Annotated in this window: 19 protein-coding genes; 13 read left to right on the top strand and 6 right to left on the bottom strand. The window is 67.4% G+C overall.

Annotation, left to right across the window (positions count from 1 at the left end; all coding sequences use genetic code 11):
* The first annotated feature begins 7 nt into the window (after positions 1-7).
* Complete coding sequence (locus tag Q7I88_RS15785) at positions 8-820, top strand: hypothetical protein (RefSeq protein ID WP_305096861.1); 813 nt, start codon at positions 8-10, stop codon at positions 818-820.
* On the opposite strand, the gene Q7I88_RS15780 is transcribed toward Q7I88_RS15785, so the two are convergent.
* Together Q7I88_RS15780 and Q7I88_RS15775 are read right to left on the bottom strand one after the other, a co-directional pair.
* Entirely contained in the window at positions 821-2,032 is a 1,212-nt protein-coding gene (locus Q7I88_RS15780; protein ID WP_305096860.1) for an MFS transporter, read from the bottom strand. It abuts the gene before it with no gap.
* Entirely contained in the window at positions 2,029-2,889 is an 861-nt protein-coding gene (locus Q7I88_RS15775; RefSeq protein WP_305096859.1) for a DUF8021 domain-containing protein, read from the bottom strand. Before Q7I88_RS15775 ends, Q7I88_RS15780 begins: the two co-directional genes overlap by 4 nt.
* A 110-nt stretch (positions 2,890-2,999) precedes the next feature.
* On the opposite strand from Q7I88_RS15775, the gene Q7I88_RS15770 reads away from it, so the two are divergent.
* The 4 genes from Q7I88_RS15770 to Q7I88_RS15755 are packed head-to-tail and all read left to right on the top strand — an operon-like array spanning position 3,000 to position 6,299.
* Positions 3,000-3,764, top strand: coding sequence for an SDR family NAD(P)-dependent oxidoreductase (locus tag Q7I88_RS15770; RefSeq protein ID WP_305096858.1), 765 nt, complete (start codon positions 3,000-3,002; stop codon positions 3,762-3,764).
* Between the two features lie 14 nt (positions 3,765-3,778).
* The gene (locus Q7I88_RS15765; RefSeq protein WP_305096857.1) at positions 3,779-5,341 is read left to right on the top strand and encodes an FAD-binding oxidoreductase; all 1,563 of its coding nucleotides are present in this window, start codon (positions 3,779-3,781) and stop codon (positions 5,339-5,341) included.
* Positions 5,338-5,769, top strand: a complete 432-nt coding sequence (locus Q7I88_RS15760) for a c-type cytochrome (RefSeq protein ID WP_305096856.1) — start codon at positions 5,338-5,340, stop codon at positions 5,767-5,769. The genes Q7I88_RS15765 and Q7I88_RS15760 overlap by 4 nt, the downstream gene beginning before the upstream one ends.
* Entirely contained in the window at positions 5,766-6,299 is a 534-nt protein-coding gene (locus Q7I88_RS15755) for a hypothetical protein (RefSeq protein WP_305096855.1), read from the top strand. Before Q7I88_RS15760 ends, Q7I88_RS15755 begins: the two co-directional genes overlap by 4 nt.
* Here the strand turns inward: Q7I88_RS15755 and Q7I88_RS15750 are convergent.
* Entirely contained in the window at positions 6,296-6,793 is a 498-nt protein-coding gene (locus Q7I88_RS15750; RefSeq protein ID WP_305096854.1) for a nuclear transport factor 2 family protein, read from the bottom strand. The genes Q7I88_RS15755 and Q7I88_RS15750 overlap by 4 nt on opposite strands.
* A 70-nt stretch (positions 6,794-6,863) precedes the next feature.
* On the opposite strand from Q7I88_RS15750, the gene Q7I88_RS15745 reads away from it, so the two are divergent.
* From Q7I88_RS15745 to Q7I88_RS15735, 3 genes are all read left to right on the top strand, one after another.
* A complete protein-coding gene (locus Q7I88_RS15745; RefSeq protein WP_305096853.1) occupies positions 6,864-7,778 on the top strand; it encodes an SDR family oxidoreductase in 915 nt (304 codons plus the stop codon).
* Positions 7,775-9,973 (top strand): PQQ-dependent dehydrogenase, methanol/ethanol family, encoded by a 2,199-nt coding sequence (locus Q7I88_RS15740; RefSeq protein ID WP_305096852.1) that lies wholly within the window; start codon positions 7,775-7,777, stop codon positions 9,971-9,973. Before Q7I88_RS15745 ends, Q7I88_RS15740 begins: the two co-directional genes overlap by 4 nt.
* A gap of 66 nt (positions 9,974-10,039) precedes the next feature.
* Positions 10,040-11,509 carry an aldehyde dehydrogenase gene (locus Q7I88_RS15735; protein WP_305096851.1) on the top strand — a complete coding sequence of 490 codons (1,470 nt, stop codon included), beginning with the start codon at positions 10,040-10,042 and terminating at the stop codon, positions 11,507-11,509.
* A gap of 16 nt (positions 11,510-11,525) precedes the next feature.
* Here Q7I88_RS15735 and Q7I88_RS15730 read toward each other — a convergent pair whose 3' ends face one another.
* Complete coding sequence (locus Q7I88_RS15730; protein WP_305096850.1) at positions 11,526-12,632, bottom strand: PepSY-associated TM helix domain-containing protein; 1,107 nt, start codon at positions 12,630-12,632, stop codon at positions 11,526-11,528.
* Between the two features lie 132 nt (positions 12,633-12,764).
* On the opposite strand from Q7I88_RS15730, the gene Q7I88_RS15725 reads away from it, so the two are divergent.
* Positions 12,765-13,334: a septal ring lytic transglycosylase RlpA family protein gene (locus Q7I88_RS15725; RefSeq protein ID WP_305096849.1), complete on the top strand. Its 570-nt coding sequence runs from the start codon at positions 12,765-12,767 to the stop codon at positions 13,332-13,334.
* Between the two features lie 2 nt (positions 13,335-13,336).
* Here the strand turns inward: Q7I88_RS15725 and Q7I88_RS15720 are convergent, their stop codons facing one another.
* The gene (locus Q7I88_RS15720; RefSeq protein ID WP_305096848.1) at positions 13,337-13,792 is read right to left on the bottom strand and encodes a nuclear transport factor 2 family protein; all 456 of its coding nucleotides are present in this window, start codon (positions 13,790-13,792) and stop codon (positions 13,337-13,339) included.
* Between the two features lie 187 nt (positions 13,793-13,979).
* Between Q7I88_RS15720 and Q7I88_RS15715 the strand changes: the two genes are divergently transcribed.
* Positions 13,980-16,007, top strand: a complete 2,028-nt coding sequence (locus tag Q7I88_RS15715; RefSeq protein WP_305096847.1) for a TonB-dependent receptor — start codon at positions 13,980-13,982, stop codon at positions 16,005-16,007.
* 65 nt (positions 16,008-16,072) lie between these two features.
* Here the strand turns inward: Q7I88_RS15715 and Q7I88_RS15710 are convergent, their stop codons facing one another.
* Positions 16,073-16,606: a hypothetical protein gene (locus Q7I88_RS15710; RefSeq protein ID WP_305096846.1), complete on the bottom strand. Its 534-nt coding sequence runs from the start codon at positions 16,604-16,606 to the stop codon at positions 16,073-16,075.
* Positions 16,607-16,824: 218 nt separating this feature from the next.
* Between Q7I88_RS15710 and Q7I88_RS15705 the strand changes: the two genes are divergently transcribed.
* The 3 genes from Q7I88_RS15705 to Q7I88_RS15695 all read left to right on the top strand — a co-directional run bounded on the left by Q7I88_RS15705 (position 16,825) and on the right by Q7I88_RS15695 (position 20,372).
* Positions 16,825-18,273 carry an aldehyde dehydrogenase family protein gene (locus tag Q7I88_RS15705; RefSeq protein WP_305096845.1) on the top strand — a complete coding sequence of 483 codons (1,449 nt, stop codon included), beginning with the start codon at positions 16,825-16,827 and terminating at the stop codon, positions 18,271-18,273.
* A 132-nt stretch (positions 18,274-18,405) separates the two neighbouring features.
* The gene (locus Q7I88_RS15700; protein WP_305096844.1) at positions 18,406-19,503 is read left to right on the top strand and encodes an NAD(P)-dependent alcohol dehydrogenase; all 1,098 of its coding nucleotides are present in this window, start codon (positions 18,406-18,408) and stop codon (positions 19,501-19,503) included.
* Positions 19,500-20,372, top strand: coding sequence for an alpha/beta hydrolase (locus tag Q7I88_RS15695; protein WP_305096843.1), 873 nt, complete (start codon positions 19,500-19,502; stop codon positions 20,370-20,372). The genes Q7I88_RS15700 and Q7I88_RS15695 overlap by 4 nt, the downstream gene beginning before the upstream one ends.
* Positions 20,373-20,374 lie beyond the last annotated feature (2 nt).

The following is a 20,374-nucleotide window of genomic DNA, read 5'->3' as shown; positions in this document are numbered from 1 at the left end:
TTCGTACGTGAGGGCGGCTGGCGGCTCTGTCCTCGTCGTGGGCCTGCTGGCGGGCGCCGCTCCGGCCTTCGCATCCGACAAGGGCAGCTGCGCCCCCGCGGATATGGCCGCGCTGGCCGGCTGGGAGGGCATCTGGATGGCGGAAGGCCTTTCTTCGGACATCAACGGCCGGTCGCGACCCGACCAGGAATCGTTCCGGCCCTATTCGAAATTCCAGGGCTTCGACGCGCCGTGGAATGAGGAAGGGCGCCGCCGCTTCAAGGAGGCGCAGATCGATCTCGACAAGGTCGACCAGGGCGGCTGGGGCTTCCCGGTCATGATGACGGCGCCCACCCCGTTCGAGATCACCATCGGCCGCGGCAAGACGACGATGACGGGCGAATACCGCGACATCCGGGTGATCTACACCGACGGGCGCGGGCACGATGCCGACGGCTGGCCGACGATCTACGGTGATTCGATCGGCTGTTGGCACGGCGACACGCTGAAAGCCGAGACGACGATGGTGCACTACACGCCCGAGTTCAACAAGCTCGCCGCCACGCTGTCGGATAACGCGGTATTTGAGGAGACCTATCGCCTCACCGCGCCCGACCGGCTCGAACTCGACGCGGTTATCACCGATCCTGAAACGCTGACGAAGCCGTGGGTGGTCCACGTCAACTATCTGAAACACAAGATTCTCGACCGCATCGTGATCGAGGGCGCGCTCGAACAGAACAACCGGGTCGAACAGATCGACGGTCAGTACACCATCAAGGGCATCGAGGGCGGCCTGGCCGGACCGGACACCGACGACTCCGCAAAAGGCGGGAAATAATCAGACCGTTGCCTCGATGCGGCTTCTGACCTTCAGCGCAGCGGGCAGGGCCAGACAGGCGATCACACAGACCGCCGCCGGCAATGCGGCGACAAGGAAGAAGGCATGCGGGCCGGCGTTCGCGGCGATCAGGAACTGGCCGAGCAACGGGCCGATGAAGGCGGAGATGCGGGCCACGAGCACGCCCATTCCGATCGCCGAGGACAGCTGACGCGGCGAGAACAGGTAAGCGCAGAGCGCGGGAAGCACCATCGCCCCCGCCGAAGAGCCGCCAACGCCGACCATCAACAGCCAGGTCCACAGCGAGGTGTCCGAACCGCTCAAGGCGATGACGCCGAAGGCGGCGACCATGGCCGCGAACATGGCCATCAGGGTCGGTGTCGGGCGCCAGCGGTCGATGCCCACGCTCGCGGCGATGCCGATGACGATGCCGGCAAGCTGCACGACGCCGGAGATACGGGCCGCCTCGTCGAGCGAGAAATTGGCCAGCGGGAGGACCGTGGGCAGCCAGGAGTTGAGGTAATAGAGATTGAGGGCATTGACCGAGAGCAGCAGGGCGAAGACCGCGAACGGAAGCAGCCAGGGAGCTCGAAACAGTTCGAACTGCGGGACTTTCGATGCGCTGGGCGGTATCTTCGCATCGGCCTCCGGCGGCCCGGCCGCGAGAATGTAGCCGAGCGCTAGCGCCAGCGCGGCGGCGAGCAGGCCCGGCACGATGAACAGGCCGTGCCAACCGGATACCGCAATCACCTGCGGCGCAAAGATGCCCGCCACCGCGAGCCCGAGCGGGATGCCGGCGGAAACGACCGCCATGATCGTCGCGCGCAGGCGAGGCGGGGCGAGCTCGGCCGAGAGCGCGCTCACGTTGGGCAGGGCCGCGCCCATGGCCAGACCGGTCACCAGCCGCAGGAAAAAGAACTCGGTCACCGAGGTAGCGGCTGCCGTTGCCAAGGTCGCGAGCGCAACGACCAGGCAGCCGAACACGATCAGCGGGCGGCGGCCGACGCGATCGCCGAGCGGGGCGATCGTCGCGCCGCTGATGCCGATCCCCACCAGCAGGGCTGTGAACACGAGGCCAAACGAACTCGCCTTCAGCCCCAGCGCAGCGTCGAGCCGCGGCACGGCGAGCGCCATCGCGTTGATGTCGTAGCCTTCCATCACGAAGACGCCGCCAAGCAGCACCAGCGCGATCACGCGCCTCGCGCCGGTCATGCCTGCCGATCCCAGGGTGAGGGCATATGATAGGGCACGGTGATGAAGTTCGCCTCGATCTGTTCGATCGCACCCTGCCTGATCTTGAACGCTTCGGACAGGTAGAACGTGTGCGGTCGGCGGATCGGGCTGATCACCTTGGTCCCATCGGTCAGCCCGTATTCGCCGAGCTTGCCGCAGTGGTCGATGAAGCCGTGGGCAAGGACGATACCGCGTTCTTCGTCGACCAGCGGGAAGCGCCGTCCGCGCAGCCGGTCGTCGTAGCGATAGTTGCCTTGCGCGAACTGCTCCTCGCACGACAGGTGCGCGACGGGCACGAAGAAGTCCGGGTTGTTGGTGGTCTGCACGCCGTTCTCTATCCGGTTGCAGCCGGGATGGAATTTCGTGCGGATCGTGCCGTCGTTGAGTTGCAGGGTCGAGAAGTAGCCATCGGCCAGCGCGATCATTTCCGCGCGACTGGCCCGCTCTCCCTCGGGCACAGGCGTTTCCATGATCGGCTTCGATTCGAATTTGGGGTCGGGGAAGACCAGCGCCTCATCCTTCTGCCGCACGACCAGCGTCTCGACTTCGGCAACGGCATCGCCCCGCAAACCGATGCGAATGCAGGCTGCGGAGGTATCACTGCTCTCGCTCACGGTGGTGAACAGCGCCACCTGGCCGGATTTCTCGTCGGCAAAGCGCAGGTCGTAGGGGCCGATGCCGGTCACTGTCTGCCACAACCCGTCGCCCGGCTCGAGCGCGACGTTGTTCTCGGTGGTCAGGGCGCCGGGCGCCCAGGCGAGCTGCGCGTGGTCCTGCGCCAGCAGGGCGCCGCAATAGCGGTCGAGCGCCGCATACAATCCTTGCCTGTTGGCCAATCCCGTTCCCCCTTTTGCGCCCCGCTTGAGCAAGGGTCGCTTGACACCGTGCCTCGCTAACTGAAAAGTAACGAGCGTTAAAGTCGCATGCAACGCGGCAGGGAGAGGACATGGATCCGCAAGGCAAGGTCGCCGTGGTCAGCGGAGGCAACTCCGGGCTCGGCGAGGGGGGCGTCAAGCGCCTGCTGGCCGACGGCGCGACCGTCGTGTCGCTCGACGTCGCCGGCGCGGCGCCGGAGGGTGCCGAAACCATCGGATGCGACGTCAGCGACGAGAATTCGGTCAAGAGTGCGGTCGATGAAGTTCTCGATCGACATGGCCGGATCGACATCCTGCTCAACAATGCCGGCATCGGCGGGATCTCCGCCATTGCGAGCGAAGAGGGGCCTGGCGACATGGACCTGTTCCGTCGCATCGTCGGCGTCAACCTGATCGGCGCCACCCAAGTCGTGGCGCACGTCGCCCATGCGATGACGAAGAACGCCCCATCCGGACCCGACGGCGAGCGCGGGGTGATCGTCAACTCCTGCTCGATCGCCAGCTTCGAAGGGCAGGAGGGGATGAGCGCCTACACCGCGTCGAAGTCCGCGCTCCACGCGCTGACGCTGGTCTGGGCGCGCGACCTCGGCAAGTACGGCATTCGCGTGAACGGCGTCGCGCCCGGGCTTATGGATACCCCGATGGTCGCCGGTCTGCCCGAGCCGATGATCGAGGTGCTGCTGCAGGATAACGAGTTCCCCCGCCGCGCGGGCCGGGCCGACGAATATGCGGATGTGGTCGACTTCCTGATCCGCACCCCCCTGATCAATGCCGAGGTGATCCGCCTCGACGGCGGCGCCAGACCGCCGGCGCGGGCCAAGTGGGCCACCGGTTGAGAGAGTACAGAGACATGGCAGACATTCCCCTTCCGCCTGGCTTCACGGCCCAGAAGATGGACCAGGCGCGCAAGGCCTTCGAGGCCGCGCTCGGCGCCGACAAGGTCTTCTTCGAGGACATCGACCGACTGGGCTACAGCGACAAGTTCGCCATCGACGATGACGCGCATCACCCCTCCGGCGCCATAGGCCCGACTTCGGTCGAGGAAATTCAGGCCGCGGTGAAAATCGCCAACCAGTATCGGCTGCCGCTGTGGCCGATCAGCCGAGGCAAGAACTTCGGTTACGGCACTGCCGCGCCCGAGCTGGCCGGTTCGGTGGTGATGGACCTGTCGGGCATGAAAAAAATCGAGTTCGACCCCGTCAACGGGGTCGCCACCCTGGAACCGGGGGTGGGGTTTTACGACCTCTACGATTACCTGCAGAAGAACGACTTGCCGTTCTGGCTCTCGACGCCTGGCAATTCGTGGGGCTCGGTGATCGGCAACGCGCTCGACCGCGGAGTCGGCTACACGCCTTACGGCGAGAACACCAAGTTCCTCTGCGGTCTCGAAGTGGTCCTGCCGACCGGCGAACTGGTGCGCACCGGGATGGGGGCCTTCGAGGGCGCGCCAACCTGGGGGCTATATCCGTTCGGCTTCGGCCCGGCCTGGGACCAGATGTTCGTTCAGTCGAACTTCGGGATCGTGACCAAGGCCAACATGTGGCTCATGCCCGAGCCGGAAAGCCTGATGGGCATGGACGTCGAGTTCGACAGGCCCGAGGATCTCAAGGCCATGGTCGACACCATCGGCCCGCTGCGCCGCGAGGGCTTGCTGCGGCAATCGCCCAGCATCGGCAACTGGCTGCGCGCCGCGTCCATCCTCACCACGCGCGACGAATGGACCGACAAGCCCGGTGCGCTGTCCGACGACGTGATCGACGCGATCCGCAAGAAGTTCAACATCGGCTGGTGGGGCGTCTCGCTGCGGCTCTACGGCCGCGAGGATATGAACAAGGCGGCCTACAAGGTGCTCGAGCGCGAGATCGGGGCAATCAAGCCGATGCTGGTCAAGCCGGCGAGCTGGGTAAAAGGCCAGCCGATCGAGCGCTCGGCGATCACCGGCACACCGATGACCTTCCCACTGCAGAACGCGAACTGGTACGGGGGGCGCGGCGGCCACATCGGCTTCTCGCCGATCCTGCCGCAGGACGGCGACAAGGCGCTGGCGCAGTTCCAGCGGACCTATGCCCGCTACAAGGAATATGGAATGGACTACCAGGGCAGCTTCGCGTTCGGCGAGCGGCACCTGATCAACGTCAACGCGATGATCATCGACAAGGACAACGCGGAGAAGATGGCGAAGATCGACACCTTCTTCCGCGCCCTGGTGGCCGACGCCAAGGCCAACGGCTACGGCGAATACCGCACCCACCTCGATTACATGGACCTCGTCGCCCGGACCTACGACTGGAACGACAATGCGCTGCGCAAGCTCAACGAAACGGTGAAGAACGCGCTCGATCCCAATGGAATCCTTGCCCCCGGCAAGAGCGGGATCTGGCCCAAAGACCTGGCAGGGGAGCGCAAGCAATGACCCTAAAGCTAACTTCAGGTGTCCTCGCCGCTGGCGTTTTGCTGCTTTGTGCGACGCAGGCAAACTCGCAGGCCGGGGCCGATGCGGTTTCAGCCCGGCCCGAGCAGCACGGCGGCCCGGCACCGATGCCCAAGCCGGTCACCGCATCCTCGCGCCCGAACGCCACCGGCGGCGAGCGGGCCTATCTGGAAAAGTGCGCGATGTGCCACGCCCCGCCCGGCATGGGCGTGGGCCTGCTCGCCCGCCGGGTCGACGAGCCGAACCTCGAACTGCGCGACAACCTGACCGCGGACTATGTCATCGCTTTCGCGCGGAACGGCATCGGCAACATGCCGGCGATTCCGCGCGGCGAGGTGTCCGACGCGGAGATGAAGGCGATCGCCGATTACCTTGCCGCCGGTCCCCACCCGCAAGAGGTGGCGAAGTGATCCGCACCACGCGTCGAAACGCGCTGATGGGCGCGCTCGCCGTCCCGACGGTCGCCGGCCTCGCGCAGTGGCGCTGGCGCCACGGCGACGCCACCCTGCTGCTCTACGACGACAGCCTCGCCGCCGGCCTCCGCTTCGCCGCCGCCGGGGCCGAGCGCGGGGGCCAAGGTCGCGCCATTGCCGGCGACCGCGTCCGCTTCGGCCGCGAGGCGCTGGCACAGCGACCCGCGCTGGTGGCCGGGGTGAGCCGCCACGCCGATTTCATCCTGCTCGCCGACGTGGCTCGCGAACACGGCTACCGCCCCGCGGCAACGATCTACGGCCGCGCCCGCCAGTGCGCCGGGCACGAATGCCAGCCCGGCTGGCAAGGCGTCGGCCGCATGGCGCGCATGGCCGGCGGCTCATGGGTCGAAGCGCTGGCCGACTACGCCGCGAAGCCCGGCGAGGCGGCAGGGCGGGCACTCGGCGGACTGGTGGCGGGGCCGGTCGATTCGGGGCTGGTGCTCGGCTGGGTTCTGGCCCCGCGCTAGCGCTTGATTATCAGCGAATCCGGCCGCTTCCTCGGCACCCACTGGCCGCGGCCGGGGAAGTTCTTGAGCACCTCGCCGTCCCACAGCCGCACGATGCGTTTGCGGAAGCGCCACTGGCCGCCGGGGCCCTTGACCGCGTGGTCGTCGTACCAGCCGGCGAAGCGCAGGGTGTAGGGCGGCTCGGCCTCGCATTCGGTGACGAAAGCGAAACTGCGCATCTTGACGCTGCCGTCGTCCTGCGGGGTGTACTGAACCTGCGTCACGTGGTGCTGGCGGCCGGGGAAGCCGGGGGCATTGGCGTAATGCTTCATAAGCCCGCGAATGCCCTCGTGGCCTTCCCACACGTCGGGATCCTCGAACACTTCCTCGCTCATCACGCAGTCTTCGGTGAAGCAGTCGACGAGGCCGTCGGCGTCGCCGGTGTCGAGCGCCCAGGAATAGGCGGCGATCAGGTCCTGCAGGCCGAGGCGGTCCTCGATGGACAGTTTGCTCATGCGGTCACTCTCCCGTTGTTGCCTCGACCGTAACACTCGTTATGATTGCTCTCAAGAAGGAGAGGACCTCTTGGGCAAGATCATCGTTACCGGCGCGTCCGGTCAGTTCGGCCATGCGGCAGCGAAAATGCTGCTGGAGCGCATTCCGGCCGAGGACCTCATCGTGCTCAGCCGCACCACCGACAAGCTGGCCGAGTTCGTCGAAGCCGGAGCGCATGTCCGCCAGGCCGATTTCGACGATCCGGCCTCGCTGATCCCGGCCATGGAAGGCGGCGAGCGCATGTTGCTCATCTCCACGGTGCGGGTGGGGAGCCGCGTCGAACAGCATACCGCCGCGGTCGAGGCGGCCAAGGCGAACGGCGTGAAGCATGTCGCCTATACCTCGCTGCTGGGCGTACGCACGCCGGGCAATCCCTCGGTCGAAGGTTTCGACCATCTCGCCACAGAGAAGATGATCGAGGCGTCGGGCCTCGCGTGGACGCACTTGCGCAACAGCCTCTACGCGGAGGCCGTCGCCACGGCGATGGCGATTCCCGCGCTTCAGGCGGGGCACAAGCCGGAGAACGCCGGCGACGGCCGCGTGCCGATCGTCAGCCGCGACGACTGCGTCGCGACCGCGGTCGGCGTGCTGACGCAGGACGGGCACGCCAACACCTCCGTCGACGTTACCGGACCGGAGATGTGGACCTTGCCGGATGCCATGAAGCTCATCTCGCAAATGGCTGGAAAGCCAATAGAAGTCGAGCCGGTCGATGACGAGGGCATGTTCCGCTACTTCGATTCGCTGGGAGTGGCGCGCAAGGCCTCGGACGTCGTCCCCGACGGTCCGATCCCCTGGGCCAGCGAGGGCATGGTGACCTTCGGCCAGTCGATCCGCGAGGGATTCATGGACGTCGAGTCCGACGACGTCGAGCGTATTGCCGGCCGCAAGCCGCGCGCGCTGAAGAGCGTACTCGAGCAGTACCGGCACCTGTGGCCGCGATGAAAAGGCTGATCGTCCTTGCCGCGCTGGCGCTCGCCGCGTGCTCCTACGGCGCCGGCGATGCCGCGAAGGTCGACACCTCGACCTACGGTGCGGGCGACGACTGGGCGAGCCCGGGCGGCGACTGGGCCGAAAGCCACTTCTCGCGCCTGACCGACATTTCCGCCGACAACGTCGGCCAACTCGGGCTGGCATGGGAATACGACCTCGGCACTGCCCGCGTGCAGGAAGCGACGCCGGTGGTGATCGACGGGGTTATGTACACCTCGGGCAATCTCGGCCGGGTCTATGCGCTCGATGCTGCCACGGGCAAGGAACTGTGGACCTTCACGCCCGAGGTCGACGGGCAGGTCAACCGCTATGCCTGCTGCGACCAAGCCAACCGCGGGGTCGCCGTACACGGCGGAAAGGTCTACGTCGCCGCGCTCGACGGCGTGCTCTACGCGCTCGACGCCAAGACCGGCGCTGTCGCCTGGCAGGTCGATACCGTTGCCGACCATACCCGCGCCTACACCAGCACCGGCGCGCCGCGGATCGCCGGCAGCCTCGTCGTCATCGGCAACGCCGGGGCGGAGGACGACACGCGCGGCTACATCACCGCCTACGACGCGGCGAGCGGCAAGCAGGCGTGGCGCTTCTGGACCGTGCCGCACGATCCCAAGCAGGGGCCGCAGGAAAGCCAGGCGCTGGAGGCGGCGGTCAAGACCTGGGATCCGAATTCGGCGTGGGACATCGGCGGCGGCGGCACCGCGTGGGACACGATCGTCTACGATCCGCAGTTCGACCAGGTCATCTTCGGGGTCGGCAACGGCACGCCCTATCCGATGTCGGCGCGCTCGCCCGCGGGCGGAGACAACCTCTACCTCGAGTGCCTGGTCGCGCTCGACGCGAAGACCGGCGAGCTCAAGTGGTACTTCCAGGAAACGCCCAAGGACCAGGCCGACTACGACGCGGTGCAGCCGATGGTGCTGACCACGATCGCGGTGAACGGCGAGGATCGCCCGGTGCTGCTACATTCGCCGAAGAACGGCTTCATGTTCGTGGTCGACCGCGAGACCGGCAAGCCGCTCGCCGCCAATGCGCTGGTGCGCACGAGCTGGGCCGATGGGTGGGACCTCGAGAAGGGGCCGAACCTGACGCCCGAAGGCTCCGACTATAGCCATGAGCCGAAGATCGTCTTCCCGGCCACGCCCGGCGCGCGCAACTGGTACCCCGCGGCTTACGATCCCAAGCGGCAGAGCTACTTCGTCCACGTGCTCGACATGGGCAACCTGATGTTCACCACCGGGCCGGCCGGCCCGGTGAAGCGCGATCCCAAGTTCATGAACGCGGGCGCGGCGATCATTTTCTCGCCCGACCTGCAGGCGGCCGCGCCCGGACTGCCGCCGCCGGTGCGCGCAGCGATGGAGAAGACCGAGCAGTGGCAGTGGGTCAAGGACAAGCCCTTTTCGAGCGAACTGCGCGCCATCGACCCGATGACCGGCAAGACCAAATGGGCGGTTCCTGCGGCGGGCTGGCAGGACCGCTTCGGCACGCTCGCCACCGCTTCCGGCCTGGTGTTTCACGGCACCGTCGGCGGCCGGTTCTTCGCCCGCGACGCCGATAGCGGCAAGGCCCTGTGGCAGGTCGACACCGGCACCTCGATCATGGCCGCGCCGATGACCTACCGGGTGAACGGCGTGCAGTATATCGCGGTGCAGGCCGGCTGGGGCGGGGGCGGCTGGAGCTTCGTCCCCGGCTATTCGGCCGCTTACCAGCGCGGCAATGCCAACCGCATCCTGGTGTTCAAGGTCGGTGGCGGTCCGGTGACCGTACCGCCGCCGCTGCCCCCGATCGAACCCGCGCCTTCCCCGCCTGCGCAGGCGCCCGGCGTCACGCCGGCCACGCTGGCGCTGGGGCAGGGCCTGTTCACCGCCAATTGCGCGATGTGCCATTCGAACCAGCCGCGCTCGGGCGCGCCGGATCTGAGGCGGATGGCGGAGAGCATCCACGACCAGTTCGACAACATCGTGCTCAAGGGCCTGCTCGCGCCGAACGGCATGCCGCGCTGGGACGACCGGCTCAGTGCCGAGCAGGTCAAGGCGATCCACGCCTACCTGATCAGCCTGCAGGGCCCGCTGCATGACAGGGAGATGGCGCTGAAGAAGGCGGGCAAGCCGCTCGACTCGCAGAGCCTGACGATTTTGAGTAGTTACTGACGCAATCCCCGCGAGTCCCCGATCCCCCATCCACCGGGCGGCCGCGACAGATACTGGAGAGAGCCAATGATCCCCCAAGGCGTAATGATCCGCAACCCCGACAAGCTGTTCATCGGCGGCGAATGGGTCGCCCCGCTCTCGGGCGAGCATATCGAGGTCGAAAGCCCGGTGACCGAAGAAATCGTCGCCCGCGTGGCGGCCGCGGGCGATGCCGACATGGACCGCGCGGTCGCCGCGGCGCGCAAGGCGTTCGACGAAGGGCCGTGGCCGACCACGCCCCCCGCGGAACGCGGCGCCATGCTGATGAAGATGGCCGACGTGCTCGAACGCCGCGTGCCCGAAATCGCCGCGGCCTGGTGCGCACAGATCGGGGGGCTCGAGCAGCGCTCGGAAATGATGCAGATGGGCTCGGTCATGGGCATGCGCGGGATCGCCGCGCTGGGCGAAAGCTTCGCCTGGACCGAGACGCGCAAGGGCCAGATGGTCGACACTGCGGTCATCGCCCGCGAACCGGTCGGCGTCGTCGTCGGCATCGCTCCGTGGAATGCGCCCTTCGGCATCATGCTCAACAAGGTCGCTTACGCGCTGATCGCCGGTTGCACGATCGTCATGAAGCCTTCGCCCGAGACCCCGCTCGAGGCCTACATCATCGCCGAGGCGTCCGAGGAAGCGGGCATTCCGCCGGGCGTCGTCAACCTCGTGCCTGCCGACCGCGAGGCCTCGGACCACCTGATCCACTCGGACGCGATCGACAAGGTCAGCTTCACGGGCTCCTCGGCGGCGGGCATGCACATCGCCAGCGTATGCGGCTCCAAGATGACCCGCGCCACCTTCGAGCTCGGCGGCAAGTCCGCCGCCATCGTGCGCGACGACTTCCCGATCGAGGATGCCGCCAATATCCTCGGCAACACCATCACCATGATGAGCGGCCAGATCTGCGCGATGCTGAGCCGGGCGATCGTCACCAAGGACCGCCACGACGAACTCGCCGGGGCGATCGCCAAGGTCATGAAGGGCGTCAAGATCGGCGACCCGTCCGATCCCGAAACCCAGCTCGGCCCGCTGGCGATGAAGCGCCAGCTCGAGCGCGTCGAGATGTACATCGAAGAGGGCAGGAAATCGGGCGCCGACCTCGTCACGGGCGGCCAGCGCCCGCCGCACATGAACAAGGGCTACTACATCGAGCCGACCCTGTTCGCCAACGTCGACAACACCAGCCGCATCGCCCAGGAGGAGATCTTCGGGCCCGTGCTGTGCCTGATCCCGGCCGAAGACGAGGAAGACGCGATCCGCATCGCCAACGAGAGCAACTTCGGCCTCAACGGCTCGGTCATGACCACCGACGCGCAGGCCGCCTACGACATCGCCCGCAAGGTGCGCACCGGCGTGGTCGGACAGAACGGCATGCGGATGGAATTCGGCCAGCCGTTCGGCGGCTTCAAGCAGTCGGGCATCGGCCGCGAGGGCGGGGAGGAAGGCCTGTGGGCCTATCTCGAAACCAAGACGATTCTCCTCGACGCCGAGCCGGTGGTCTAAACACTTCCGTTTCAGCTCAGCCGCTGGTCTGATCGACAAAGGCGGCGCGCACGCTGCCTTTGACGCGGCGTCCGCGTAGCCACATCATCACGCCGGTGACGGCAAGGGCGACGGGGACGAGGCCGCCCAGGAAGATCAGCACCTGCCACCAGACCGGCATTCCGTTGCCGTCGTGGATGCGGCGCATCAGCCGGGCGGTGCTTTCGGGCTCGGCCGGGGGCGGAGGCATTGCCTGGCCGGTGGCGTCCGCGACCGTGACGGGCCCGTCGAGCCCCTCGTAGCGCAGCGTCCAGGCCGCGTCGGGCCGGGTCGGCCATGACAGCGAAAGCAGCGGACCTTCGGCCAGCGGCCGCGCGGCGGCGATCGCTGCGTCGGGGCTCAAGCGGACCTGCTCGACCGGAGCGGCGCCAAATCCGCGGAAGCCGCGCGGGGGGCCGTCGGCATCGCCCGACATCGCGCCGAAGAAGGCCGGAAAGCTGATCCACGCCCCGGTGAACGAGAGGATCGCCAGAGGGATGGCGATCCAGAACCCGCCCTGGTGGTGCAGGTTGCCGCTTGTCGTCGGCATGCGTTTCCAGCGCAGGCCGCGCCGCAAGCCGCCCTTGAACGGCCACCACAGCCAGAGCCCGGAGAGCGCGGAGATCAGCATGGCCACGCCGATCCAGCCGACGATCTGGCGGCCCACCCCCGGGATCATCAGCGAGCCGTGGAGGATGTGCATGAACCGCACCGCGCCTTCGCCGCTGCTTGCCTTGTCGAGCACGTGCCCGTCGGCCGGGTCGAGCCAGATCTGCGTGCGCACCGGGCGGCCGCGCCGCGGCCCCGGCTGGGCGGCGGTGGCCATGACCGCGCCTTCGCCCTCGGGCCAGGTGAGGCTGAGCAAGGTTTCGCCCGGTTCGAGCGCCTTTCTGGCGGCGTCGGCGTAGAACGCGGCGCTCTGCCGCGGAGCGGTTTCGGCCGAACGCTGCGGATTGAGCGCATCGTTCACCCACTCGTCCCACACCAGCGCCGAGCCGGTCAGGCACAGCGGAATGATAAGGATCGCGAGGGCCAGACCGATCCACTTGTGGACCTGGAACCATGCCCGGCGCAGCCTGACGCTCGTCGAATTCGCACTCGCCACTTGAGAACCCCTCGCAATAGAGAACGCACTCCAAGCAGACCTGAGAACGATTCGCAAGAATTACCCGAAAGTTCCGGGCATAGCGCCGCGACAAATCTTCCGGCGCGTCGCAGGTCGGCGTAAAATCGTGCCATGGAGATTTCGCAGACGCTTCGCAGCTCGGGTCTGGCGGCGGCGCTGCTGGCGCTCTCGGCGTGCGGGGGAGGCGCCAAGTTTCGCCCGGTCAGCGACGTGCCGGTGCGGATCGGGCCGCCCTACACGGTGCGCGGGATCACCTACACGCCGCGCGCGGACAGCGCTTACGACCGCGTCGGCTACGCAACCTGGTACGGCCCCGAATCCGGCAACCGGACCGCCAACGGAGAGCGCTTCCAGCCCGACTGGGTCAGCGCCGCGCACACAACCTTGCCGTTGCCGACCTACGTCGAGGTGACCGACCTCGACACGGGGCGGCGGATCATCGTGCGGGTCAACGACCGGGGGCCTTTCTCGGGCCGCGGCCGCATCATCGACCTCTCGCGCGGCGCGGCGAAGGAGCTGGGCGTGCTGCGCAAGGGGGTCGCCCCGGTCCGGGTGCGCGCGGCGGAGCCCTCGGACAAGGATCGCAGACGCTTGCGCGAGGGCAAGTCGGCCAAGCCGCTCGATCCCGTGCCCGAGCGAGACCTGCGCCGACTGCGCGAACGGCTGGCGGCGGGCGGCTAGCTTCAGAGCTTCTTGTCGTTGGGATCGATCGGCGGGTCGCTCTTGAGCATCGGGTCCCAGTGCTCGGCGATCTTGCCGTCCTCGATGCGGTAGAGGTCGAACCAGGTCGAATAGTATGTCTGTCCGTCCTTGTCCTTTTCCGGACGAACGAAGCTGGTCATCACGTAGTCGCCCTCGGCGATCAGCTGGATCAGCGGCAACTCGAGCTTGTCCGAGATCGGCCGCTCGGGACGGGTCTTGCGGATGTAGTCCTGCACTCCGGCCAGGCCTTGTCCGGCGTTGGGGTTATGCTGGACGTAGTCTTGCGCGATGAACTCGCCCGCGCGGTCGGCCAGACCGGCCTGCAGCACGATGCGGTACATGTCGTAGACCAGGCGCTTGTTGGCGGCGAGCTTCGGATCGGGGCTGGCAAGCAGCGCGTCGTGGTTCTGAGCGACCGCGGGCGGCTTGGAATTCATTGTCGTCGTTTCCTCTCCGAAAGCAGCGCTGGCCAGGGGCAGGGCGCCAAACCCCAGCAGTACCGCCAGACAAAACCCTTTTTGCATCTGTCAGCCTCCCGTTAGGTACCGCATGCCAAAGCCGGGGTGACACGGCAAGCGTACTCCGCTATCGGTTCGGACAAAGTCAACGAAAGAGTGGGAATCGATGTCTCGAAAGCTGCAAATTCTCCTTGCCACGCCGCTGATCTTGCAAGCCGCGCCGGCCCTGGCGCAGGACGCCGACCGGTCAGGCTACGCGGCCGATCCGGAAATCGTCGTCACCGGCAAGGGGCTGGCCGAAACGCCCGCGACGCCGGCCTACGATTTTCAGGAAATCGACCGCGAGGAAATCGTTACCACCGGTTCGGGCCGGCTCGAGGACGCGCTGTCGAAGGTCGCCGGTTTCCAGCAATTCCGCCGCTCGGACAGCCGCTCGTCGAACCCCAGCGCCCAAGGGGTCACGCTGCGCGCCATCGGCGGCAACGCCACGAGCCGCGCGCAAGTCCTGCTCGACGGCGTGCCGCTGTCGGATCCGTTCTTCGGCTACATCCCGTTCAACGCGGTCGATCCGAACCGGCTCGAGAGCATCCGCGTGACCCGCGGGGGCGGCACCGGGCCGTTCGGCGCGGGCGCGCTGGCGGGGACGATCGAACTCGACAGCGCCGATGCCGGCGACCTCGCGCCTATTCAGGCTTCCGCCCTGATCAACGACCGTTCGGAAACCGAGCTTTCGGCCACTGTCGCGCCAGAGGTGGGCAACGGCTACGCCACACTCGGCGGGCGTTGGGACCGGGGCAAGGGCTTCTGGACGACGCCGCAGGACCAGCGCGTCCCGGCCAGCGTGCGGGCGAAATACGACAGCTGGTCGCTTGCCGGCCGCGTGGTGCAGTCGCTCGGCAGCGACCTGACCGTGCAGCTGCGCGGCGCGGCATGGGACGACGACCGCGTGCTGCGCTTCGACGGGGCGACCACCGGCAGCGAGGGGCAGGACGTCAGCCTGCGCCTCGTCGGACGCGGCGACTGGCAGTTCGACGTCATCGGCTATGCCCAGTGGCGCAACTTCTACAACACGGTGATTTCCTCGACCCGTTTCGTGCCGGTTCTCGATCAGAAGGACACGCCCGCCGAAGGGCAGGGCGGCAAGATCGAGATCCGTCCCCCGGTCGGGGAGGCGCACACCTTGCGCCTGGGCGGCGATTTCCGCCGCAGCGCCGGGGACCTGTTCGAGGATGCCTATTCCGCGTTCACCGGCAACCGCACCGAGCAGCGCTTCGCCGGCGGGGTCAACACCGACCTCGGCCTCTATGCCGAAGACGACTGGGTCCTGGGCCGGGTGACGCTGACCGGCGGCGTGCGTGCCGACCGTTACACCATCCGCGACGGCTATTACCGCACCGCCGACGACGCGGGGACGGTGACGGGATCGACAACCTATCCCAATCGCTCCGACTGGGAATTCTCCTGGCGCGGCGGCGCGGTGCTGCAGGTGGCGGAGAATCTGAAGCTGCGCGGCGCAGCCTATAGCGGCCTGCGCCTGCCGACGCTCAACGAGCTCTACCGCCCCTTTGTTGTCTTCCCCGTGGTGACGATGGCCAACGAGAATCTCACGCCCGAGAAGCTCGAAGGCTGGGACGTCGGCTTCGACTGGCGGCCATTGCCGGGCGTGCAACTGACTGCGACGGCCTTCGACAACAAGCTCAAGGACGCGATCACCAACGTCACCATCGGCACCAACCTGCGCCAGCGCCGCAACATAGATGCCATCGACGCGTCCGGCGTGGAACTCGACGCCGCATTGCGGTTTGGGGCGTTCGGCTTCGACGGCTCGCTCGCCTATACCGAGGCGAAGCAGCGGGGCAGCGGCTTTGCCGCGGCGCTCGACGGGTATCGTCCGTCGCAGACGCCGCGTTGGGCGGCGAGCGCGACGGCAAGCTGGAGTCCGGCGGCTCGGACGAAGGTGGCGCTGACCTTGCGGCATGTCGGCCGGCAATTCGAAGACGACCAGCAGACCGACATCCTGCCGGCGGCAACCACGCTCGACGCCTTCGCCGAGGTTCCGCTGCTCGGCGCGTTGAGTTTCGTCGCCCGGGCCGAGAACCTGTTCGATGCGAAAATCATCACCCGCAACCAGGGCGGATCGATGGATCTCGGCACGCCGCGCACGGTTTGGGCCGGTTTCCGCTACGGGTTCTAGGAACGGCGGCGAAAACAAGGGCCGCGCGTTGGCGGCCCTTGGGTAGTCGGCACCGGCAGAGCCGGTCAGTCGCCGGACTGGCCGCCACCGTCCTGCTGTTCGGCCTGGCGACGGCGCTCTGAATCCTCTTGCTCGGGTTGACGATCGCGCCGGCCGGTTTCGCCGGGCTGGCTGGTGTCCAAACCAATTTCGTTGCCGTTCCCGGATTCGAACTCGAGCCCGCGGTCGCCCGCCGGGTGGTAGGTTCCACCCACGTGTTCCGCCTGGGACTGCTGCGCGTTGCGGCTCTGCTCCATCTGCCCACCGCGCTCGCCGGCGGTTCCGGCCTGCTGAGCGGTTGCGTCCCCGGGCGAATCCATGCTCGCTTGTGTTTCGGTATAGCGCCCCTCCTGCCCCATCTGGCTGGCGGTGCGCTCTTCCTGTTCCGCCTGCCGGCTGCGGCTCTGCGGCTGGCCGTCGCCGGGGTTGACGTCGGTGTCCATCGTTCCGCCGAAGGTCTGCTGTTCGTGCTGGCGGCTCCCGGCACCCGTGCCCGGACCCGGCCGCTCGCCGCCGCTCGACTGCGACTGGCTCTGCTGCTTGTTCTCGCGATCGTTCATCGTTGTGCTCCTTTTGAAGTGCGCCTCGGTCGGCTCGCTCCTGCCAAAACAACCGCTTGCGGGGCTTCTGTATCCGCTGCGCGGCGCTATTTGCGCCAGCCCGCACCTGGTGTGAGCCGAGCCAGGCCGTAACCGCAGGGGTTGTTTGCTCGGACGACAAACTCGGCCCTTGCACGCATGGCGAGGGGCGGTCACTCTGCCCAAGACAAGGAGAGACGATGGCCGACACACAAGTGCTGGAAGTGCGCAACCCGCGCACCGGAAAGGCGGATCACAGCATCACGGTGGCGAGCCGCGAAGAGGTCGCGGAGAAGGCCGCCCGCCTGCGCGCCGCCCAGCCGGCGTGGGAAGCGATGGGCGTCGGCGCGCGTTGCGCGGTGATGGCCCGCTGGCTTGGCGCGGTGAAAGCCCGCGCCGCCGACATCGGGGAGGCCGACGCGGTCGACACCGGCGGCTGCCACACCAGCTATATCCAGGGCTTTATCACGATGGGCAACATCGGCGGCTGGCTGGAGGATGCGCCGAAGGCCTTCGCCGACCTCGAATGGCAGGGCATGAGCAGCTCGATGCCGAGCGTCGAGGTCGAAAGCCAGGTCGTCGCTTACCCGCTGGTCGGGGTCATCAGTCCGTGGAATGCGCCGCTGATGCTGGCGCTGCTTGATGCGATCCCGGCGCTCTTCGCGGGCAGCGCGGTGCTGCTCAAGCCAAGCGAGGTCACCCCGCGGGTGATCGAGACGCTGTTCGAGACGGTCGCCGAGGTCCCCGAACTGGCCGCGGTGTTCGACTACGTCGCCGGCCCCGGCCAGGTCGGACAGGCGGTGATCGCCGAAGCCGACACGATCTGCTTCACCGGATCGGTGCCGACCGGCCGCAAGGTCGCGGTCGCCTGCGCCGAACGGCTGATCCCATGCAACCTTGAACTCGGCGGCAAGGACCCGTGCATCGTCACCGAAACCGCCGACCTCGACCGCGCGGCGACTGCCGTGCTGCGCGGCGCAGTCTATGCCACCGGGCAAGTCTGCTATTCGGTCGAGCGGGTCTATGTACATGAAAGCGTCCACGACGCCTTCGTCGCCAAGCTCGTCGAGAAAGCGCGGGAGGTGCGGCTCAACGTAGAGAACCCGCGCGCGGGCCACATCGGCCCGTTCACCTTTGCTCCGCAGGCCGCCATCGTCGTGTGCCATCTCGAAGACGCCAAGGCCAAGGGCGCGCAAGTGCTGACCGGGGGCGAGGTCGAGGATCTGGGCGGTGGGCTCTACATGCGCCCTACGGTGCTGACCGGCGTGACTCACGAAATGGAGATCATGCAGGACGAAACCTTCGGTCCGTGCCTGCCCGTTATGGCCTACAAGGACACCGAGGAGGCGATCCGGCTCGCCAACGACACCCATTTCGGCCTCACCGCCAGCGTCATCGCCGGAACCGCAGAGGAAGCAAAGGCGATCGGCCGGCGCATCAACGCCGGGGGTATCTTCCTGCAGGACACCTTCCTGACTTTCGCCAAGCTGCGCACTTTCGGGTCGGACAGCTTCGGCTGGTCGGGCTACGGCGCCCCGCGCATCGGGCCGGAGAGCCTGCGCCGGTTCCTCCGCCGCAAGAGCCTGCTGACCCAGACCGGTCCGGTGCCCGACATCCGCGACGACCATCACCTGGGAACGAAAGCGTGATCCGTTTCCCCGCCTTTATCCGTCACCCTGAACTCGTTTCAGGGTCCATCGCGCCTCACCACCGGAACCTCGCCGGGAGGCGAAATGGATGCTGAAACAAGTTCAGCATGACGAGAATGGGAGGATTGGATCGTGAAGATCACCGCCGCTGTCAGCCGCAATCCGAAGAGCCATGCGCCCTCGCTCGAGGAGCTGGAGCTCGAAGCCCCGCGGGCGGGCGAAATGCGCATCCGCTTGGTCGCCACCGGGATCTGCCACACCGACCTGCACGAACACCCCGGCCGCCATGCGCCGCACCCGATCGTGCTCGGCCACGAAGGGGCAGGGGTGGTCGAGGAGCTGGGCGAGGGGGTGAGCGGCTTCGCGATCGGCGATCATGTCATCCTCTCCGGCAACTCCTGCGGCGAATGCCCCAGCTGCCTTGCCAACCGCCCGACCTATTGCGACCTGGCCATGCCGCTGTGCTTCGGCGGCCAGCGGCTCGACGGCTCGACTTCGCTGGACGGCGGAAAGGTCCACTCGCATTTCTTCGGCCAGTCGAGCTTCGCCACCCAATGCCTCGTACCGCAGCGCACCGCGGTGAAGATGGACAGGGATTTGCCGCTCGAGAAGCTCGGGCCGCTCGGCTGCGGCGTCGTCACCGGCGCGGGCGCGGTGATCGAGGCGCTCCAGGTCGGGTTCGGCGATACCATCGCGATCTTCGGTGTCGGCGGCGTGGGCCTCTCTGCCGTCATGGCGGCAAAGCTGGTCGGCGCGAAGCGAATCGTCGCGATCGACTTGAACAACGAACGGCTCGAGCTGGCGCGCGAGCTCGGCGCGACCGACTGCATCGCGGCGGACGAAGAGGGCGTGGTCGAGAAAATCCGCGCCGTCACCGGGCGCGGCGTGCGCTTCACCTTCAACACCACGACCGCCCCCGAGGTCCACACCTGGGCGCTCGAAGCGCTCGCGATGAACGGCACCGCCGGCTTCGTCGCCGCGCCTCGGGGCGACTGGGCGCCGAAGATGTTCGCCATGCTCGCCGGCGGGCGGCAGCTGCGCGGCATCCTCGGCGGCGATGCGAATCCGGGCCTGTTCCTGCCCCAGTTGGCCGAATACTGGCGCCAGGGGCGCTTTCCCTTCGACCGCCTGCTGACCTTCTACCCCTTTGCCGAAATCGACCGCGCCTTCGCCGATGCCGAGAGCGGCAAGGCGATCAAGCCCGTCCTGCTCATTGGAGATACCGAATGACCGTCAACTTGCGCGACCTGCTCGAATCGCTCGGCCGCGAGCTCAGCCCGGCGCTGATCGGGGGGACCTCGTCGCGCTTCGCCGAGATGCACGGCGGTATCGACGAAGGCACGATCGAGGAAATCGACCTCGTCTACGGACCCGACCCGCGCAACCGGCTCGACCTGTTCCGCCGCGAGGGCACGAGCGGCGCGCCGGTCTTCGTCTTCGTCCACGGCGGCGGTTTCGTGATGGGCGACAAGCGCAGCGAGACTGGGCCGTTTTACCGCAACATCGGCGATTTCGCCGCGCGCCAGGGCTGGATCGGCGTTGCGGTTACCTATCGCCTTGCGCCCGACAACATGTGGCCGAGCGGACCGGAGGACCTCGGCCTGCTGGTCAAGTGGCTGCGCGAGAACGTCGCCCGCTACGGCGGCGATCCGGACAAGATCGTCCTCTCCGGCCAGAGCGCCGGCGCGGTCCACGTGGCGAGCTATGTCGCCTTCCCCGAGCACCACGCGGCCCCCGGCGGCGGCATTGCCGGTGCGGTGATGATGAGCGGCATCTACGACACCGTCGCCACCACGCCCAACGACATGCACCGCGCCTACTACGGCACCGACGAGAGCAAGTATCCGGAAGCCAACTGCGTCCCGGGCCTGCTCGCCACCGAGATCCCGCTGTGCTTTACCGTCAGCGAGTTCGATCCCGAAAGCTTTCAGGTCGAGGCCGCACGCCTGGTCGGCGTCTGGGGGGAGGCGAAGAAGGCCTACCCGGCAATGCACCTGCTGATGGGCCACAACCACCTCAGCCCGGCGCAGAGTATCGGCTCCGAGGTCAAGGACACCGAGAACCTGCTGATCGACTTCGTGGGCCGGGTGACCGGCTGAGG

The organism is Croceibacterium aestuarii (assembly GCF_030657335.1).
In the GTDB taxonomy this organism is placed as follows: Bacteria; Pseudomonadota; Alphaproteobacteria; order Sphingomonadales; family Sphingomonadaceae; genus Croceibacterium_B; species Croceibacterium_B aestuarii.
The sequence above is the reverse complement of the archived record's forward strand: the minus strand, read 5'-3'. Positions and strand labels throughout refer to the sequence as shown.

Excerpts from the sequence above, each read along its gene's own strand:
- Q7I88_RS15725 (WP_305096849.1), top strand. The coding sequence starts at position 12,765 with ATGGAGATTTCGCAGACGCTTCGCAGCTCGGGTCTGGCGGCGGCGCTG.
- Q7I88_RS15695 (WP_305096843.1), top strand. The coding sequence starts at position 19,500 with ATGACCGTCAACTTGCGCGACCTGCTCGAATCGCTCGGCCGCGAGCTC.
- Q7I88_RS15760 (WP_305096856.1), top strand. The coding sequence starts at position 5,338 with ATGACCCTAAAGCTAACTTCAGGTGTCCTCGCCGCTGGCGTTTTGCTG.
- Q7I88_RS15770 (WP_305096858.1), top strand. The coding sequence starts at position 3,000 with ATGGATCCGCAAGGCAAGGTCGCCGTGGTCAGCGGAGGCAACTCCGGG.
- Q7I88_RS15710 (WP_305096846.1), bottom strand. The coding sequence starts at position 16,606 with ATGAACGATCGCGAGAACAAGCAGCAGAGCCAGTCGCAGTCGAGCGGC.
- Q7I88_RS15780 (WP_305096860.1), bottom strand. The coding sequence starts at position 2,032 with ATGACCGGCGCGAGGCGCGTGATCGCGCTGGTGCTGCTTGGCGGCGTC.
- Q7I88_RS15720 (WP_305096848.1), bottom strand. The coding sequence starts at position 13,792 with ATGAATTCCAAGCCGCCCGCGGTCGCTCAGAACCACGACGCGCTGCTT.
- Q7I88_RS15750 (WP_305096854.1), bottom strand. The coding sequence starts at position 6,793 with ATGAGCAAACTGTCCATCGAGGACCGCCTCGGCCTGCAGGACCTGATC.
- Q7I88_RS15715 (WP_305096847.1), top strand. The coding sequence starts at position 13,980 with ATGTCTCGAAAGCTGCAAATTCTCCTTGCCACGCCGCTGATCTTGCAA.
- Q7I88_RS15735 (WP_305096851.1), top strand. The coding sequence starts at position 10,040 with ATGATCCCCCAAGGCGTAATGATCCGCAACCCCGACAAGCTGTTCATC.
- Q7I88_RS15740 (WP_305096852.1), top strand. The coding sequence starts at position 7,775 with ATGAAAAGGCTGATCGTCCTTGCCGCGCTGGCGCTCGCCGCGTGCTCC.
- Q7I88_RS15765 (WP_305096857.1), top strand. The coding sequence starts at position 3,779 with ATGGCAGACATTCCCCTTCCGCCTGGCTTCACGGCCCAGAAGATGGAC.
- Q7I88_RS15705 (WP_305096845.1), top strand. The coding sequence starts at position 16,825 with ATGGCCGACACACAAGTGCTGGAAGTGCGCAACCCGCGCACCGGAAAG.